The organism is Streptomyces sp. ADI95-16, assembly GCF_003721495.1.
Lineage (GTDB): Bacteria > Actinomycetota > Actinomycetes > Streptomycetales > Streptomycetaceae > Streptomyces > Streptomyces goshikiensis.
In genome coordinates, this window is record NZ_CP033581.1 from 5,899,717 (window position 1) to 5,917,500 (window position 17,784).

Below are 17,784 nucleotides of genomic sequence, written 5' to 3' on the forward strand. Positions count from 1 at the left end.
CACCCCACGCTCTAAGGAGAAGAACATGTCTGGTTCCGACGGCCACACCCGGGTACGGTACGAAACCGTCCAGCAGATGGCGGACCGGATCCGCACGATTTCCCAGAACATCGTCAAGGACCTCGCGGAGATGGACGCCGCGCTCACCGTCGTCACCGACACCTGGGACGGTGAGGCGCACGCGAAGTACGTGGGCGTCCAGAAGGACTACAAGGGCCGCGCCGAGCACATGCGCGACAAGCTCGAGGAAACCGCCAAGCTGATCGAGCACGGCAAGGGCAACTACCGTGCCACCGACATCAAGGCCTCGCACCTGTTCTCCGAGGCCTACTGAGCCCGGAGCACCGAGCCCGAACGCACCGAAGGGGCGCGCCCGAACCCGGGCGCGCCCCTTCGGCGTTCAGCAGGCCGTTCGGCTGTTCGACCGGCCGGCCTGCCTGCTACGTCAGGTCGAACTCGCCGTCCCTGGCACCGAGTACGAACGCCTCCCACTCGGCGGCCGTGTAGCGCAGCACGGTGTCGGGGTCCAGGGAGGACCGCATGGCCACGGCGCCGCCGGGCAGCTTCGCGATCTCGACCCGTTCCTCGCTCGGGCTGGTCCCGGGCGGTCCTTCCCACTCCACGCCGCTGATGTCGAGCGCGTACAGCTCGTCCTTCTCCTGCTGGGTGCCCATGTGCGGCCTTTCCCTCGGTTCCCTCGGTGGTGCCGGTGCTGCTGAGGTCTTCGCTGCCGATTATCGGTGCTGCGGGCCCGCCGGGGGAGGGTTTCCCCCGGCTGGGCCCTCTCTTGCGGATCTTGCCTCGCCGGCGGGGTCCGGAAGGGTCCGGAAGGGACGGCCTGGCCGCGGGCCTGGCCGCGGCCTAGCCGAGCTGGCCGGCGAGTGCCTTCGCCAGCGCCCCGACCTGCTCGGCGCCCAGCCCGCTCTTGCCCGAGTCCCCGACGGTCAGCAGCAGGGACGCGTCCCCCGGGCCGTCGAGCCCGAGCCGCGCCGCGGCCACGTTCCCGTTCTTGGCCACGACCGGGACGCCCTTCTTCGCCGCGGCCGCGTCCCCCAGGAACGTGCCCAGGTCGTCGACGCCGATGCCGGCCGCCCGCTGGGCCACCGGGGCGAGGACGGACAGCGCCTGCGCCTTCCCGGTGGCCACCGTGTGCAGCTCCACGTCCTCCTGCCCGAGGTGGAAGGTGCAGCTCACCAGCGCTCCGGGGTTGGCCGCCCACGCAGACCCCTCGGGGGCCTTGCGGCCGTCCTCGGCGGTGACGGCGGGCTGCTCGCCCTGCGTGTTGCCCGGCCCGGCCACCAGGGACACCCCGGCGGTCTTCGCCGCCTCGGCCAGGTCGTACGCCAGGGGGCAGTCGGCCGCCCCGTCCCCGCCGATCTCCGCCGCCTTCTCCTGCAACGAGCCGAGGCTGAGCGAGTCCCCGCCGCCCGAGCAGCCGCTCAGCAGGAGGGCCGCGACCGCCGCCGCCGCGGCCGGAGCCGCACACCGGCGCCCGGAGCGTCCGAGGCCACGTACACGTATCACCGAAGTTCACGCCTTTCTCGAAGGACGGGACCGCGCCCGAGGAGACCGGGCCCGAAGAGCGGGCCCCCAGGACCGCGCCCGAAAGACCGCGGGCCCGGACAGTTTCCGGGCCCGCGGGTGGACATCACCCGCCCGATCACATGCCGGGCATCCGGCCCAGCTGCACCAGCGGGGTACCGCGCCTGCGCGAGGCGAAGTAGCCCCGGCCCGGCGGCATCGGCCGCGGCCGGACATTGCCGACCAGCTCGCCCTCGGAAGGATCGCCCGACAGCAGCAGGCCCTGCGCGCCCAGCTCCTTGATCCGCTGGATGAACGGCTCGTACATGGAGCGCGAGGCCCCCGCCGAGTTGCGCGCGATGATGAAGCGGACCCCGGTGTCCCGGGCGAACGGCAGGAACTCCACCAGGGGGTTCAGCGGATTGCCCTGGCTCGTGGCCACCAGGTCGTAGTCGTCGATGACGATGAACACGTCCGGGCCCGTCCACCAGCTGCGGTCGCGCAGCTGCTGCGGGGTGACGTCCGTCGGCGGCTGCCGCCGCGCGAACACCCCGGCCAGCGCCTCCATGTGCATCTGCAGGGAGCCCGCCATCGGCGCGTACTCCAGCAGGTGCTCCTCCGGCAGCGCCCCCAGCAGACCGCGCCGGTAGTCGCCCACGACGAGCTTCGCCTGGTCCGGCGTGTACCGCTCCGCGATCCGCTGCGCGATCAGCCGCAGCAGGTTCGTCTTGCCGGACTCGCTCTCACCGAAGACGAGCAGGAACGGATCGGTGTCGAAGTCGATGAACACCGGCTCCAGCGCCGTCTCGTCGATGCCGATCGACAGCCCGGCACCGGGGTGCTCCCCGCCCTTGGGCAGCTGGTCCGCGTGCAGCAGCCGCGGCAGCAGCCGTACGCCCGGAGCCGCGGCCCCCGACCAGTGCTGCTTGACCGCCGACACGAACGCGGCCGTGGCCTGCGACAGGTCCTCCGGGTCGTGCTCGCCGTCGATCCGCGGCTGCGCGCCGAGGAAGTGCAGCTTCTCCGGCACCTGACCGCGCCCCGGCATCCCCGTCGGCACGTTCGCCGCGACCTTGCGGTCGAACTCGGAGTCCATGACGTCACCGAGCCGCAGCTCCAGCCGGCTCAGCATCTGGTCCTTGAGCGCGGCCCGCACCTCCATGTACCGGGCCGCGGTGATCACCACGTGGATGCCGTAGCCCAGACCCCGGGACGCGATGTCGGTGACGACCTGCTCCAGGCCGTCGTACTCGTTGCGGAACGTGCCCCAGCCGTCCACCACCAGGAACACGTCGCCCCACGCCTCGCCCGGCAGGTCGCCCGCCGCGCGCCGGCGCCGGTACGTGCCGATGGAGTCGATGCCGTGGGCGCGGAAGAACTCCTCGCGCCGGTTGAGGATGCCCCCCACCTCCGCGACGGTCCGGCGCACCCGCTCCGGGTCCAGGCGCGAGGCGATCCCGCCGACGTGCGGCAGCTCCGCCACCGCCGACAGGCTGCCACCGCCGAAGTCCAGCCCGTAGAACTGCACCTCGCGCGGGGTGTGCGTGAGCGCGAACGAGGAGATCAGCGTCCGCATCAGCGTCGACTTGCCCGACTGCGGACCGCCGACCACGATCATGTGGCCCGCCGCACCCGAGAAGTCCCGGTACAGCACCTCGCGCCGCTGCTCGAACGGCTTGTCGATCAGGCCGAGCGGTACGACGAGCCCGCCGGGCCGCGTGTACCCCTGCGCGTGCAGGCCCCGCGCCTCGCTCGGCGCCAGCGCCGGCAGCAGCTGGTCCAGCGACGGCGCCCGGTCCAGCGGCGGCAGCCACACCTGGTGCGCGGGCACCCCCTGCCCCTCCAGCCGGCCCACGATCACGTCCAGCACCGTGTCCGCCAGCGCCTCGTCCTCCCGCTCCGTCTGCGCCGCCAGGTACGCCGGGTCCGGAGCCGCGTACACCACCGGCACCGGGGCCGCCGTGAACAGCGCCGGGCGCCGCTCCACCGGGAACAGCCCGACCGACAGGTCCGGCCCGCCCGAACGGTAGGTACCCGAGACGTACGCCGCCTTGAAGCGCGTCATCTCGTCCGTACCGAACTTCAGGTAGCCCGAACCCGGCACCGACGGCAGGTGGTACGCGTCCGGCACGCCGATCGCGGTCCGCGACTCCGCCGCCGAGAAGGTCCGCAGGCCGATCCGGTACGACAGGTACGTGTCCAGCCCGCGCAGCTTGCCCTCCTCCAGGCGCTGCGAGGCCAGCAGCAGGTGCACGCCCAGCGAGCGGCCGATGCGGCCGATCTGGATGAACATGTCGATGAAGTCCGGCTTCGCGGTCAGCAGTTCCGAGAACTCGTCGATGACCAGCACCAGCGAGGCCAGCGGCTCCAGCGGGGCACCCGCCGCGCGCGCCTTCTCGTAGTCGTGGATGTTCGCGTAGTTGCCCGCCGAACGCAGCAGCTCCTGCCGGCGCTGGAGCTCACCGCGGATCGAGTCGCCCATGCGGTCCACGAGCGTCAGGTCGTCCGCCAGGTTCGTGATGACCGCCGCGACGTGCGGCATCTGCCCCATCCCGGTGAAGGTCGCACCGCCCTTGAAGTCCGCGAGGACGAAGTTCAGCGTCTCCGAGGTGTGCGTGACCGCCAGACCCAGCACCAGCGTGCGCAGCAGCTCCGACTTGCCCGAACCCGTCGCGCCCACGCACAGACCGTGCGGGCCCATGCCCTCCTGCGCGGCCTCCTTGAGGTCCAGCATCACCGGGGCGCCGCCCTCGCCGACCCCGATCGGCACGCGCAGCCGCTCACCGGCCGACCGCGGCCGCCAGGTCCGGGCCACGTCGACCTGCGCCGCGTCGCCCAGGTTCAGCAGGTCCGTGAAGTCCAGATTGGCCAGCAGCGGCTCGTCGTCGTCCCCACCGCCCGTACGCAGCGGCGCCAGCTGCCGCGCGAGCGCCTCAGCCGCAGGCAGCGACAGGGTGTCCGGCACCCCCTCGTACGCCACGCCGCCGCCCGACTCCAGCCGCAGCCGGCCCGGCCGCACCACGACCGACAGCCCGCCGCGCGGCTCGTCGAGCTCGCCCGCGACCACCTCGACCATGGTCACGCCCTGCAGCCCCTCGGCCGCCGCGAACACCGAGTCCGGCGGAACCATCCCGCCGTCGAGCACCACCACCAGGTGCGGCTGGTCCAGCACCGGCGACACCTCGCGGCTGAACCGCGGCCGGCCGTCCAGCCGGGAGCCCAGCAGCCCCTCCAGCTCAGCCAGGTCATCGCCGAACAGCCGCTTCGTACCCGCCCCGTCGACCTGACCCGGCAGCTGCGTGTGCGGCAGCCACTTCGTCCAGTCCCACGAAGGCACCGCACCCGGCGCCGCCACCACGGCCACCATCAGGTCCTCGGGGGAGTGCAGCGTCGCCAGCTGCGCCACCAGCGCCCGCGCCGTCCCGCGCGCCGACTCCGCCTCCCCGGACACCGTCACGTGGTAGAACGCCCGGATCGACACCGCCATCGGCAGCCCGTCCAGCGAGGAGTGCACCTTCAGGAAGCGCTGCATCGCGCCCGCCGTCAGCGGCTCCAGCTCGTCCACCGGCGCCGTGTCCGGAGCCACCAGCGCGGTCGCCAGCCGCTGCGCGCCCAGCCCCAGCCGGGCCTGCCCGAAGTCGCCGTCGCCGACGCGCCGCTCCCACAGCCGCGAACCCTCGGCCACCACCGACCACAACTGCTCCGGGGCCGGGTGCAGATACAGCTGGGCGTCACGCTGCGCCCGCGCGGTCCGCCGCACCTGACGGCGCGTCTGCGCGAGGTACTTGAGGTAGTCCCGGCGCACATCGGCCATTTGCCCCTGCGTACCGCGCCGGAAGCGCACCAGCTGCGCGATCACCATTCCCACCGTGGACGCCAGCATCAGCACACCCATGATGCGCATGAAGGGCGCCGCACCCGGCATGAAGAAGAACACCACCGACGAACCCATGCCGAGCATCGGCAGGAGCTGCATCAGCATGCCCTCCTGCTGCCCCCGCGGCAGTTCCGGTGGCCCCTCCAGCCGCAGCTCCTCCGAAGGGACTTCGGGCGGCAGGGCCCGCGGCGGGCGTTTGACGACGATCTGGCTCACCGGAGCATCAATCCCTCGAAAACGGACGGGACGTCGCAACCGGCGCCCCCAAGTCCCGGGCGGGGAGGGGGTCTCCTTCCCGCGCCGGTGATCCTACTTGCCGACAGTCACGCATACTCCCGGTAGGGTGGCGCGCGCAGCATGCGCATCCGCGAATCCGACGCCGCCGACACCTCGTCAGGCCGGGCGGAGACATCGCCAACCAGGGGGGTCACACAGGTGAGTACGGCCGAGGCGACGGGCTTCTGCAGGGTCACCGTCGTGGCACCCGACAGCCGGATCGACGTCGCCCTCCCCGAGGACATAGCCGTCGCCGACGTCTACCCCGAGCTGCTGCGCCTCACCGGCCAGACCCAGCCCGTCGGCGCCCCGACCGGCTTCCACCTGGTCCGCCGCTCCGGCACCGTCCTCGACGGCGCCCGCAGCCTCGCCGCCCAGCAGGTCCTCGACGGCGAGGTGCTCAGCCTGCGCCCCTTCGCCGAGTCCCTGCCGCCCGCCGTCTTCGACGACGTCTCCGACGCCGTCGCCTCCGCCGTCGTCCGCGACCGGCACCGCTGGAGCGACGACATGCTGCGCGGCGCGGGCCTGGCCGGCGCCGCCGTCCTGCTCGTCCTGCTCGGCTTCGTCCTCTGGTACGCCGACCCCGTCCGGCACGACATGCACGGCCTGCCCGGCGTCATCGCCGGAGCCGTCGGCGTCCTGCTCACCGCCGCCGCCGGGGTGCGGGCCCGCGTCTACCGCGACCGGGGCTCCGCCGTCGCCCTCGGCCTCGGCGCGCTGCCGCACCTGCTGATCGCCGGCGCCGGCATCGTCGCCCCCGCCGCCGGCGAGGGACCGGGCCGCCTGCAGTTCCTGCTCGGCTGCGTCTGCGTCCTCGTCGCCTCCGTCACCCTGGTCGCGCTCACCCCCAGCGGCGACGCCCCCTTCGTGGCCACCACCTTCCTCGGCGCCACCGGCACCCTCGCCACCTTCACGGCCATCGCCACCGGCGCCTCCGCGACCGCCACCGCCGCCGTCTGCGCGCCCGCCGCCATCGGGCTCGTCGCCTTCCTCCCCGGCCTCTCCGCCCGCTTCGCCCGGCTGCCCATCGGGTACGCCGCCCCGCAGAGCTCCGTAGAGGATTACGAGACCCCGGACCGGTACGAGGCCGAGCCGTACGGCGAGGCCGCCGGCTCCGAGCAGCGCGACCCCGCCGCCTCCCTGGACGCCGAGCAGATAGCCGCCCAGGCCCGCCGCGGCCACGAGATGCTCCTCGGCCTCGTCGGCGGCTGCGCCGCGGTCGCCGTCGGCTCCGCCGCCGTCCTCGGCTTCTCCGACAACACCTGGGGCCGCCTCCTCGCCCTCGCCACCGGCCTGGCGATGCTGCTGCGCGCCCGGCTCTTCCGCTACACCTCGCAGGTGGTGTGCACCCTGGTGGCGGGCCTCGCCGCCGTCGGGCTGCTGATCCTCGGCCTGTCGCTGCACCCGCCGGCCGGCCTGGTCCTCGACCTCGTCCGCTACCACGACCGCGGCGGCATGGACCTCCGTACGATCTGGCTCTCCGCCGCCGTCGCCGCCGGCGCGGCCCTGCTCGCCGGAATTGCGCTTGTCATCCCCCGCAAGGGCCTGTCACCCTTCTGGGGACGGCTCCTCGACCTCACCGAGGCCGCGGCACTGCTCAGCCTGGTCCCGCTGGCCCTGGCCGTGCTCGACGTCTACTCCCGGGCCCGCTCTCTCACCAGCTGAGAGCCGCGACCCGGCAGCCTGGTACGCTGTGTGACGGCCGTTTGTGTACGCGTCCCCCGGATTCCTCGACAGAGGGTCTGTGGACTGCGCCCAGCGGACCCCGCCTCCCGAGTTACGGAAGCTCCCCAGAGAATTCGACCTGGGGCACTCGGTGGCTACGAAGACCTATTACGAGGAGTACGCGTGCCGCTCGACGCCGCAACGAAGAAGCAGCTCATCGCAGAGTTTGGTGCCAAGGAGGGCGACACCGGCTCCCCCGAGGTCCAGGTCGCGATGCTGTCCCGCCGCATCTCGGACCTGACCGAGCACCTCAAGACCCACAAGCACGACCACCACTCCCGTCGTGGTCTGCTGATCCTGGTCGGCCAGCGTCGCCGCCTGCTGCAGTACCTGGCCAAGAAGGACATCCAGCGCTTCCGTACGCTGGTCGAGCGCCTCGGCATCCGCCGCGGTGCGGCCGGCGCCAAGTAAAGACGCTGTGAAGGGAGCGGACCCCACTCTGAGGGGGCCGCTCCCTTTGCTGTACGTGCGCGACGTACCGGACGCTTTGTAGTCTGGGAGAGCGCACAACAGAAGAGGAGGAGCGCCCTCCCTACGCCGCCGGTCCTCGGTAGTGGCATCCGGAAGGCCCCACGGGCCACGAACCGGGTGCTTCGATCGAAGACCGGCCCGCACGCCAGGAGCGCTTCTCCGACACCGTCCTCCACCACACGGGTGGCGGACGGAGACGACGAATATGGAGAAAACGCTAGTGGAGAACGAGACCCACTACGCCGAGGCCGTCATTGACAACGGTTCCTTCGGCACCCGCACCATCCGCTTCGAGACGGGCCGTCTGGCCCGCCAGGCCGCCGGCTCCGCCGTTGCCTACCTGGACGACGACACGATGGTGCTGTCCGCCACCACCGCGTCGAAGAAGCCCAAGGACCAGCTCGACTTCTTCCCCCTGACGGTGGACGTCGAGGAGCGGCAGTACGCGGCCGGCAAGATCCCCGGCTCCTTCTTCCGTCGTGAGGGCCGGCCCTCCGAGGACGCGATCCTCACCTGCCGCCTGATCGACCGCCCGCTGCGCCCGTCCTTCAAGAAGGGCCTGCGCAACGAGATCCAGGTCGTCGCGACGATCATGGCCCTCAACCCCGACCACCTGTACGACGTCGTGGCGATCAACGCCGCCTCCGCGTCCACCCAGCTGGCCGGTCTGCCCTTCTCCGGTCCGATCGGCGGCGTCCGCGTCGCGCTGATCCGCGGCCAGTGGGTGGCGTTCCCGACGCACACCGAGCTTGAGGACGCCGTCTTCGACATGGTCGTCGCGGGTCGCGTCCTGGAGGACGGCGACGTCGCGATCATGATGGTCGAGGCCGAGGCCACCGAGAAGACCATCGCCCTCGTCAAGGGCGGCGCCGAGGCGCCGACCGAGGAGATCGTCGCCGCCGGTCTGGACGCCGCGAAGCCGTTCATCAAGGTCCTCTGCAAGGCCCAGGCCGACCTGGCCGCCAAGGCCGCCAAGCCCGAGGGCGAGTTCCCGGTCTTCCTGGACTACCAGGACGACGTGTACGAGGCCCTCGCGGCCGCCGTCAAGGGTGACCTCTCCCAGGCGCTGACCATCGCGGGCAAGCAGGACCGCGAGGCCGAGCTGGACCGCGTCAAGGAGATCGCCGCCGAGAAGCTCCTCCCGGCCTTCGAGGGCCGCGAGAAGGAGATCTCCGCCGCCTACCGCAGCCTGACCAAGGCCCTGGTGCGCGAGCGCGTCATCAAGGACAAGGTCCGCATCGACGGCCGCGGGATCACGGACATCCGTACCCTCGCCGCCGAGGTCGAGGCCATCCCGCGCGTGCACGGCTCGGCGCTGTTCGAGCGTGGCGAGACCCAGATCCTGGGCGTCACCACCCTCAACATGCTCCGCATGGAGCAGCAGCTGGACACCCTCTCCCCGGTGACCCGCAAGCGCTACATGCACAACTACAACTTCCCGCCGTACTCCGTCGGCGAGACCGGCCGCGTCGGTTCGCCGAAGCGCCGCGAGATCGGCCACGGCGCGCTCGCCGAGCGCGCGATCGTGCCGGTCCTCCCGACCCGCGAGGAGTTCCCCTACGCGATCCGTCAGGTGTCCGAGGCCCTCGGCTCCAACGGTTCGACGTCCATGGGCTCGGTCTGCGCCTCCACCATGTCGCTGCTGAACGCCGGTGTGCCCCTCAAGGCCCCCGTCGCCGGCATCGCCATGGGCCTGATCTCCCAGGAGATCGACGGCAAGACCCACTACGTCGCCCTCACCGACATCCTCGGTGCGGAGGACGCGTTCGGCGACATGGACTTCAAGGTCGCCGGCACCAAGGAGTTCGTCACCGCGCTCCAGCTGGACACCAAGCTCGACGGCATCCCGGCCTCGGTCCTGGCCGCCGCCCTCAAGCAGGCCCGCGACGCCCGCCTCCACATCCTCGACGTGATGATGGAAGCGATCGACACGCCGGACGCCATGTCCCCGTTCGCCCCGCGGATCATCACGGTCAAGATCCCCGTGGACAAGATCGGTGAGGTCATCGGCCCCAAGGGCAAGATGATCAACCAGATCCAGGAGGACACCGGCGCCGAGATCACGATCGAGGACGACGGCACCATCTACATCGGTGCCGCCGACGGCCCGGCCGCCGAGGCCGCCCGCGCCACGATCAACGCGATCGCCAACCCGACCATGCCGGAGGTCGGCGAGCGCTACCTGGGTACGGTCGTCAAGACCACCACCTTCGGTGCCTTCGTCTCCCTCATGCCCGGCAAGGACGGCCTGCTCCACATCTCGCAGATCCGCAAGCTCGCCGGTGGCAAGCGCGTGGAGAACGTCGAGGACGTGGTCGCGGTCGGCACCAAGGTGCAGGTCGAGATCGCCGAGATCGACTCCCGCGGCAAGCTTTCCCTGATCCCCGTGATCGAGGGCGAAGCCGCCGACGCCGATGCCGACAAGGACGACTCCGACAAGTGACGTCGCGTAGTTCCCGTGTGACGGCCCGCCCCTCTTCGGAGGGGCGGGCCGTCGCCCGTACCCAAACCCTGCTCAAGGGGCAGGGCGGCGTCGGCACCGTCCGCCGCACGGTCCTCCCCGGCGGACTGCGCATCGTCACCGAGACGCTGCCCTCCGTCCGCTCCGCCACGTTCGGCATCTGGGCGCACGTCGGTTCCCGCGACGAGACGCCCACGCTGAACGGCGCCACGCACTACCTGGAGCACCTCCTCTTCAAGGGCACCGAGAAGCGCAGTGCCCTCGACATCTCCTCCGCGATCGACGCGGTCGGCGGCGAGATGAACGCCTTCACGGCGAAGGAGTACACCTGCTACTACGCGCGGGTGCTCGACACCGACCTGCCGCTGGCCATCGACGTGGTCTGCGACATGCTCACCGGCTCGCTGATCCGCGAGGAGGACGTCGACGCCGAGCGCGGCGTCATCCTCGAAGAGATCGCGATGACCGAGGACGACCCGGGCGACTGCGTGCACGACCTGTTCGCGCAGACCATGTTCGGCGAGACCCCGCTGGGGCGTCCCGTCCTCGGCACCGTCGACACGATCAACGCGCTCACCGCCGACCGGATCCGGCGCTTCTACAAGAAGCACTACGACCCGACCCACCTCGTCGTGGCCGCCGCCGGCAACGTCGACCACAACAAGGTCGTCCGCCAGGTCCGCGCCGCCTTCGAGAAGGCCGGCGCGCTGACCCGCACCGACGCCGAGCCGATCGGCCCGCGCGGCGGCACGAAGCGGATCCGCACCTCCGGCCGCGTCGAGCTGATCAACCGCAAGACCGAGCAGGCCCACGTGGTCCTCGGCATGCCCGGTCTGGCCCGCACCGACGAGCGCCGCTGGGCCCTGGGCGTGCTGAACACCGCCCTCGGCGGCGGCATGTCCTCCCGCCTCTTCCAGGAGGTCCGGGAGAAGCGCGGCCTGGCCTACAGCGTGTACTCGTACACCTCCGGCTTCGCCGACACCGGGCTCTTCGGCGTCTACGCGGGCTGCCGGCCCAGCCAGGTCCACGACGTGCTGCGGATCTGCCGCGACGAGCTCGACAAGGTCGCCGCCGACGGCCTCACCGACGAGGAGATCAGGCGGGCCGTCGGCCAGCTCTCCGGCTCCACCGTCCTCGGCCTCGAAGACACCGGTGCCATCATGAACCGCATCGGCAAGAGCGAGCTCTGCTGGGGCGATCAGATGTCCGTCGACGACATGCTGGCCCGGATCGCCACGGTGACCCCGGACGACGTCCGCGCGGTCGCCCAGGACGTCCTGGCCCAGCGCCCGTCGCTCGCGGTGATCGGCCCGCTGAAGGAGAAGCAGGCCGCCCGCCTCGACGAAGCGGTGGTCTGAGGTCCGGACGCCCGCCGGCCGCCCCTCCCGGGGCCGCCGGCGGGCGTCCGCCCCGCACGACGTACGACCGGCGGCCTGGCCGCCACGACCAGCGAAGGAAGATCCAGATGAGCAGCAAGCTGCGGGTCGCGGTTCTCGGAGCCAAGGGACGCATCGGCGCCGAGGCGGTCAAGGCCGTCGAGGCCGCCGAGGACATGGAACTCGTCGCCGCCCTCTCCCGCGGCGACAAACTGGAGACGCTGGCCGAGACCGGCGCCCAGGTCGCCGTGGAGCTCACCACCCCCGCCTCCGTCATGGGCAACCTCGACTTCTGCATCCGCCACGGCATCCACGCCGTCGTCGGCACCACCGGCTGGACCGAGGACCGCCTCGCCCAGCTGGGCGGCTGGCTGGCCGGCTCCCCGGAGACCGGTGTGCTCATCGCCCCGAACTTCTCCATCGGCGCCGTCCTCACCATGAAGTTCGCCGCCCAGGCCGCCCGCTACTTCGAGTCCGTCGAGGTCATCGAGCTCCACCACCCCAACAAGGCGGACGCCCCCTCCGGCACCGCGACGCGTACCGCGCAGCTCATCGCCGCCGCCCGCGCCGAGGCCGGCTGCGCCCCGCAGCCCGACGCCACCGTCACCGGCCTCGACGGGGCCCGCGGAGCGGACGTCGACGGCGTCCCGGTGCACGCCATCCGGCTGCGCGGCCTGCTGGCCCACCAGGAGGTGCTGCTCGGCGGCGAGGGCGAGACCCTCACCATCCGTCACGACTCCCTGCACCACAGCAGCTTCATGCCGGGCATCCTGCTCGGCGCGCGCCGCGTGACGCAGACCCCGGGCCTCACCTTCGGCCTGGAACACTTCCTCGACCTCGGCTGATGAGCAGGCAGTAGTACCCATGCGCGCGAAGATCACGTACTTCCTCACGGCCGCCGTCCTGGCCGTCTACTTCGTCCTGGTCGGCGGCCGGGGCCTGATGCTGATCCGGCTCGGGACCCCGATCTCCGTCCCGTTCGGGCTGGCCGTGCTGGTCCTGCCGGTCATCGGCGTCTGGTTCCTCTGGAAGAACACGCAGTTCGTCACCAGGGCCAACCAGCTCGCGACCGAGCTGGAGTCCGAGGGCGGCCTCCCCGTGGACGAGCTGGAGCGGGACCAGTACGGCCGGATCCTGCGGGACTCCGCCGACGAGGTCTTCGCGCGCCGCAAGGCCGAGACCGAGGACGCGCCGGGGGACTGGCGCAGCTGGTTCCGCCTCGCCGTCGCCTACCACGACGCCCGCGACACCCCGCGCGCCCGCAAGGCCATGCAGCGGGCCATCGCCCTGCACGCGGAAAAGCCCGTACAGGCCTGATCAGGCCTGTACGGGCTTTTCCGCGTGCGGCGGTGTCGTTACGCGGCCACGGCCCGGTACTCGTCGGCCCAGGCCTCGACCGCGTGCGCGGCCCGGTCGAACGCCTCGGTCCGGGACAGGAAGTCGGCGTTGTGGTCGGTGAGCAGCACCGGCAGCTCCGCGCCGTCGCGCCCGGCGACCGTCAGCGCCTGCCCCTGTACGGTCCTCGGCAGCCCCAGCCAGCGCACCGGCTGCTGCACCGTACGGACCTCGTCGATCTGGTTCCAGGCGAGGGAGCGGGTCCGCAGGAACGCCACCCGGCGCAGCCCCGAAGGGCTGACCCAGACGCCGGCGAGCAGGATCCGCAGCGCGGACCCGATCACGGCGAGGGCGGCGGCGAGGCAGATGAGCGCCCCGGGCCAGGTGCCCGCGAACGCGATGATCATCGTGGACAGCAGCATGAAGGCGGCCAGCAGGAGCAGCAGGGCCGCGGCGGCCACCCGCCAGGGGCCGGGCCGGTAGGGCCGGCGCCAGCGGTCGTGGTCGACGTGGGCGAGGGCATCGTCTTCATGCGCTTCGAATACGCCGTCGGCCGTCAAGAAGGGCAGGGGCACGGCTGGACCTCACTCACATGCACGTTCGGTTGGGCTGTGCCGTGAGGCTACCGCCCCTGGGAGGCCTCGGACTTCTGCGGCGCGTTGCTGGGCTGAAGTGCGGGCATTCCGAGGAGCAGCGAGCCGACGAGCCCGGCCACCACGGTCAGGCCCACCAGACTACGGGCGGTCATCTGGCTCCAGCTCAGACTCTCGCGCGGCGGTGGAGTGACATTGCTGCGGAACCGGTCGGCCTCGGCGACGAATGCGAACGGAACGGGTTCGCGCCGGCTGAACATGAGAGCGACTCTCCTCACGATCGGGCCGCCGGCGGGCGGCGGCGGGATGGGCTGGTGTTCTATGAGGTAGGACGATCGGCGGGCCCAATCGGTGCCGGATTTCGGGGCATTAACCAAAATTCATGGCGGCGCGTCAGCCGGCCGGGTCACGACGGCGCGGGCCGGGGCTGCGCGGACGCCTCTACGGGGCCCCGTAGAGTGGGCGGCGCCCAGCCCGCGCATGTTCGGAAGGACCCCCGGTGAGCGAGACCGCCGCTTCAGACCTGAAACCCAGCTTCCGCAGTGACGTGACGGTGGAGCTGGTGAAGCACTCCGCCGCCGACTCCGACGTGCTGTGGGCCGCCCGGGTCTCCACGGCCGGCGAGCAGTCCCTGGAGGAGCTCCAGAAGGACCCGGAGCGTTCCAAGGGCCTCATCAACTACCTGATGCGGGACCGCCACGGCAGCCCCTTCGAGCACAACTCGATGACCTTCTTCATCAGCGCCCCCATCTTCGTGTTCCGCGAGTTCATGCGGCACCGCGTCGGCTGGTCCTACAACGAGGAATCGGGCCGCTACAGGGAGCTGGAGCCGGTCTTCTACGTCCCGGACTCCGAGCGCAAGCTCGTCCAGGAGGGCCGCCCGGGCAAGTACGTCTTCGTCGAGGGCACCCAGGCGCAGCAGGAGCTGACGGGCCGGGTCATGGAGGACTCCTACCGGCAGGCCTACGAGGCCTACCAGGAGATGCTGGCGGCGGGCGTGGCCCGGGAAGTTGCCCGTTCGGTCCTGCCCGTGGGTCTTTTCTCCTCGATGTACGCCACCTGCAACGCGCGCTCCCTGATGCACTTCCTCGGTCTGCGCACCCAGCACGAGCTGGCGGCGGTGCCGTCCTTCCCGCAGCGGGAGATCGAGATGGTCGGCGAGAAGATGGAGCAGCACTGGGCGCAGCTCATGCCGCTGACGTACGCCGCCTTCAACGGCAACGGGCGCGTTGCCCCGTAAGGGCCGATGCACCCATGGCGTACTGATGTGCTGAGCGAAGTCCCAAGTGTCCGTATTGCGGCGTTTCGTAAAGTTCATCTAGGCTGATCAAACGGACCCGGCACTGCTTGAACCCCCGAGCAGGCAGTGCCGGGCTCCAACACCACCTCGCCGCCACCGGGAGGTACCCCCTGTTGACGTCCCCCGAGGGGACACCGCGAGCGTGGCAGCGAGTAGCGTGTTACCCATGGCTCCGATCTCGACTCCGCAGACCCCCTTCGGGCGGGTCCTCACCGCCATGATCACGCCGTTCACGGCGGATGGCGCACTCGACCTCGACGGCGCGCAGCGGCTCGCCGTCCACCTGGTGGACGCAGGCAACGACGGCCTGATCGTCAACGGCACCACCGGTGAGTCGCCGACCACCACCGACGCGGAGAAAAACGACCTCGTACGAGCCGTACTCGAAGCGGTCGGTGACCGCGCCCACGTCGTGGCCGGAATCGGCACCAACGACACCCGGCACACCCTTGAGCTCGCCCGCCAGGCCGAGCGCACCGGCGCCCACGGCCTGCTCGCGGTGACCCCGTACTACAGCAAGCCGCCGCAGGAAGGCCTGCACCGGCACTTCACCGCGATCGCCGACGCCACCGAGCTGCCGGTCATGCTCTACGACATCCCCGGCCGCAGCGGTGTCCCGATCAACACCGAAACCCTGGTCCGGCTGGCCGAGCACCCCCGTATCGTGGCCAACAAGGACGCCAAGGGCGACCTCGGCCGCGCCAGCTGGGCCATCGCCCAGAGCGGCCTGGCCTGGTACTCCGGCGACGACATGCTGAACCTGCCGCTCCTGTCGGTCGGCGCGGTCGGCTTCGTCTCCGTGGTCGGCCACGTGGTCACCCCGGAGCTGCGCGCCCTGCTCGAAGCCCACCTGGGCGGCGACGTCCAGAAGGCCACCGAGATCCACCAGAAGCTGCTCCCCGTCTTCACCGGCATGTTCCGCACCCAGGGTGTGATCACCACCAAGGGGGCCCTGAACCTCCAGGGCCTGCCCGCGGGCCCGCTGCGGCTCCCGCTCGTCGAGCTGACCGCCGAAGAGACGACGCAGCTCAAGATCGATCTTGCCGCGGGCGGGGTACAGCTCTGACAACAGACTTCACAACTGAATAAGCACGATCGCGAAGCATCGAAGCAAGTACAAAACAGACGCCAGTCAGTGCACGAATGACATGCGCGCCACGTGCCTCAAGGGGTACGTGGCGTGCGTGGTGAGGAGACACTTTTGAGCCATCCGCATCCTGAACTCGGTGCCCCGCCGAAGCTGCCCAAGGGCGGCCTCCGCGTCACCCCCCTGGGTGGTCTCGGTGAGATCGGCCGCAACATGACCGTCTTCGAGTTCGACGGTCGCCTGCTCATCGTCGACTGCGGCGTGCTCTTCCCCGAGGAAGAGCAGCCGGGCATCGACCTGATCCTCCCGGACTTCACGTCCATCAGGGACCGGCTCGACGACATCGAGGGCATCGTCCTCACGCACGGCCACGAGGACCACATCGGCGCCGTCCCCTACCTCCTCCGGGAGAAGCCGGACATCCCGCTGATCGGCTCCAAGCTGACGCTGGCCCTCATCGAGGCGAAGCTCCAGGAGCACCGCATCCGCCCCTACACCCTTGAGGTGAAGGAAGGCGAGCGCGAGAACCTCGGCCCCTTCGACTGCGAGTTCATCGCGGTCAACCACTCCATCCCGGACGCCCTGGCCGTGGCCATCCGCACCGGCGCCGGCCTGGTCGTGGCCACCGGCGACTTCAAGATGGACCAGCTGCCGCTGGACAAGCGCCTCACCGACCTGCACGCCTTCGCGCGTCTGAGCGAAGAGGGCATCGACCTCCTCCTCTCGGACTCGACGAACGCCGAGGTCCCGGGCTTCGTCCCGCCCGAGCGCGAGATCTCCAATGTCCTGCGCACGGTCTTCGCGAACGCCCACAACCGGATCATCGTGGCCAGCTTCGCCAGCCACGTGCACCGCATCCAGCAGATCCTCGACGCCGCCCACGAGTACGGCCGCAGGGTCGCCTTCGTCGGCCGCTCGATGGTCCGCAACATGGGCATCGCGCGCGACCTGGGCTACCTGAAGGTCCCGGCCGGCCTCGTCGTGGACGTCAAGACCCTCGACGACCTGCCGGCCCACGAGGTCGTCCTGGTCTGCACGGGCTCCCAGGGCGAGCCGATGGCGGCCCTGTCCCGCATGGCCAACCGGGACCACCAGATCCGGATCGTCCCCGGCGACACCGTGATCCTGGCGTCGTCGCTGATCCCGGGCAACGAGAACGCGGTCTACCGCGTGATCAACGGCCTGACCCGCTGGGGCGCCAACGTCGTGCACAAGGGCAACGCCAAGGTGCACGTTTCCGGGCACGCCTCCGCCGGCGAGCTGCTGTACTTCTACAACATCTGCAAGCCGCGGAACCTGATGCCGGTCCACGGCGAATGGCGCCACCTGCGCGCCAACGCCGAGCTCGGTGCCCTGACGGGCGTCCCGAAGGACCGCATCGTCATCGCCGAGGACGGCGTGGTCGTCGACCTGATCGACGGCAAGGCCCGCATCTCCGGCAAGGTCCAGGCCGGCTACGTGTACGTGGACGGCCTCTCGGTCGGCGACGTCACCGAAGCCTCGCTCAAGGACCGCCGGATCCTCGGTGACGAGGGCATCGTCTCGGTCTACGTCGTGGTCGACAGCACCACGGGCAAGGTCGTGAGCGGCCCGAACATCCAGGCCCGCGGTTCCGGCATCGAGGACTCGTCCTTCGGCCCGGTCATCGCGAAGATCGAGGAAGCCATCGCCCGCGCAGCGGCCGACGGCGTCGCCGAACCGCACCAGATCCAGCAGCTCATCCGCCGGACCATGGGCAAGTGGGTGTCGGACAGCTACCGCC

At 71.0% G+C, this 17,784-nt stretch carries 15 protein-coding genes (1 of these 15 only partly in view); 10 read left to right on the top strand and 5 right to left on the bottom strand.

Going from position 1 to position 17,784, the window contains the following annotated elements; translation table 11 throughout:
- Nucleotides 1-25 precede the first annotated feature (25 nt).
- Complete coding sequence (locus EES41_RS26535; protein WP_123080601.1) at nt 26-334, top strand: WXG100 family type VII secretion target; 309 nt, start codon at nt 26-28, stop codon at nt 332-334.
- A gap of 106 nt (nt 335-440) precedes the next feature.
- On the opposite strand, the gene EES41_RS26540 is transcribed toward EES41_RS26535, so the two are convergent.
- From EES41_RS26540 to eccCa, 3 genes are all read right to left on the bottom strand, one after another.
- Nucleotides 441-674, bottom strand: a complete 234-nt coding sequence (locus EES41_RS26540; protein WP_008737714.1) for a DUF397 domain-containing protein — start codon at nt 672-674, stop codon at nt 441-443.
- Nucleotides 675-861: 187 nt separating this feature from the next.
- The gene (locus tag EES41_RS43885; protein ID WP_123080602.1) at nt 862-1,524 is read right to left on the bottom strand and encodes a hypothetical protein; all 663 of its coding nucleotides are present in this window, start codon (nt 1,522-1,524) and stop codon (nt 862-864) included.
- A 136-nt stretch (nt 1,525-1,660) separates the two neighbouring features.
- Nucleotides 1,661-5,614 carry a type VII secretion protein EccCa gene (gene eccCa / locus EES41_RS26550; protein WP_123080603.1) on the bottom strand — a complete coding sequence of 1,318 codons (3,954 nt, stop codon included), beginning with the start codon at nt 5,612-5,614 and terminating at the stop codon, nt 1,661-1,663.
- Between the two features lie 219 nt (nt 5,615-5,833).
- Here eccCa and eccD point away from each other — a divergent pair, with 219 nt between their 5' ends.
- From eccD to EES41_RS26580, 6 genes are all read left to right on the top strand, one after another.
- The gene (eccD, locus tag EES41_RS26555) at nt 5,834-7,339 is read left to right on the top strand and encodes a type VII secretion integral membrane protein EccD (RefSeq protein ID WP_123080604.1); all 1,506 of its coding nucleotides are present in this window, start codon (nt 5,834-5,836) and stop codon (nt 7,337-7,339) included.
- 183 nt (nt 7,340-7,522) lie between these two features.
- On the top strand, nt 7,523-7,810 hold the full coding sequence (gene rpsO / locus EES41_RS26560) for a 30S ribosomal protein S15 (RefSeq protein ID WP_008737721.1): 288 nt from the start codon (nt 7,523-7,525) through the stop codon (nt 7,808-7,810).
- Nucleotides 7,811-8,090: 280 nt separating this feature from the next.
- Complete coding sequence (locus EES41_RS26565; protein ID WP_037791090.1) at nt 8,091-10,313, top strand: polyribonucleotide nucleotidyltransferase; 2,223 nt, start codon at nt 8,091-8,093, stop codon at nt 10,311-10,313.
- A complete protein-coding gene (locus tag EES41_RS26570; RefSeq protein WP_123080605.1) occupies nt 10,310-11,689 on the top strand; it encodes a pitrilysin family protein in 1,380 nt (459 codons plus the stop codon). Before EES41_RS26565 ends, EES41_RS26570 begins: the two co-directional genes overlap by 4 nt.
- A 107-nt stretch (nt 11,690-11,796) precedes the next feature.
- Nucleotides 11,797-12,552, top strand: a complete 756-nt coding sequence (gene dapB / locus EES41_RS26575; protein ID WP_123080606.1) for a 4-hydroxy-tetrahydrodipicolinate reductase — start codon at nt 11,797-11,799, stop codon at nt 12,550-12,552.
- A gap of 19 nt (nt 12,553-12,571) precedes the next feature.
- The gene (locus tag EES41_RS26580; RefSeq protein WP_073798437.1) at nt 12,572-13,024 is read left to right on the top strand and encodes a hypothetical protein; all 453 of its coding nucleotides are present in this window, start codon (nt 12,572-12,574) and stop codon (nt 13,022-13,024) included.
- A gap of 38 nt (nt 13,025-13,062) precedes the next feature.
- On the opposite strand, the gene EES41_RS26585 is transcribed toward EES41_RS26580, so the two are convergent.
- Together EES41_RS26585 and EES41_RS26590 are read right to left on the bottom strand one after the other, a co-directional pair.
- Nucleotides 13,063-13,617, bottom strand: coding sequence for a PH domain-containing protein (locus EES41_RS26585; RefSeq protein ID WP_037798233.1), 555 nt, complete (start codon nt 13,615-13,617; stop codon nt 13,063-13,065).
- A gap of 47 nt (nt 13,618-13,664) precedes the next feature.
- Complete coding sequence (locus EES41_RS26590; RefSeq protein WP_037791093.1) at nt 13,665-13,895, bottom strand: hypothetical protein; 231 nt, start codon at nt 13,893-13,895, stop codon at nt 13,665-13,667.
- Nucleotides 13,896-14,134: 239 nt separating this feature from the next.
- Here EES41_RS26590 and thyX point away from each other — a divergent pair, with 239 nt between their 5' ends.
- The 3 genes from thyX to EES41_RS26605 all read left to right on the top strand — a co-directional run.
- Nucleotides 14,135-14,875: an FAD-dependent thymidylate synthase gene (gene thyX, locus EES41_RS26595; RefSeq protein WP_073776381.1), complete on the top strand. Its 741-nt coding sequence runs from the start codon at nt 14,135-14,137 to the stop codon at nt 14,873-14,875.
- A gap of 226 nt (nt 14,876-15,101) precedes the next feature.
- Entirely contained in the window at nt 15,102-16,001 is a 900-nt protein-coding gene (dapA, locus tag EES41_RS26600; protein WP_123080607.1) for a 4-hydroxy-tetrahydrodipicolinate synthase, read from the top strand.
- Nucleotides 16,002-16,136: 135 nt separating this feature from the next.
- On the top strand, nt 16,137-17,784 hold the 5' portion of the coding sequence (locus EES41_RS26605) for a ribonuclease J (RefSeq protein WP_123080608.1). It continues 38 nt past the right edge of the window; the window shows 1,648 of its 1,686 coding nt (coding positions 1-1,648); the start codon lies at nt 16,137-16,139; its stop codon lies beyond the right edge, outside the window.

Excerpts from the sequence above, each read along its gene's own strand:
- EES41_RS26535 (WP_123080601.1), top strand. The coding sequence starts at position 26 with ATGTCTGGTTCCGACGGCCACACCCGGGTACGGTACGAAACCGTCCAG.
- EES41_RS26540 (WP_008737714.1), bottom strand. The coding sequence starts at position 674 with ATGGGCACCCAGCAGGAGAAGGACGAGCTGTACGCGCTCGACATCAGC.
- dapB (WP_123080606.1), top strand. The coding sequence starts at position 11,797 with ATGAGCAGCAAGCTGCGGGTCGCGGTTCTCGGAGCCAAGGGACGCATC.
- EES41_RS26580 (WP_073798437.1), top strand. The coding sequence starts at position 12,572 with ATGCGCGCGAAGATCACGTACTTCCTCACGGCCGCCGTCCTGGCCGTC.
- EES41_RS26590 (WP_037791093.1), bottom strand. The coding sequence starts at position 13,895 with ATGTTCAGCCGGCGCGAACCCGTTCCGTTCGCATTCGTCGCCGAGGCC.
- dapA (WP_123080607.1), top strand. The coding sequence starts at position 15,102 with ATGGCTCCGATCTCGACTCCGCAGACCCCCTTCGGGCGGGTCCTCACC.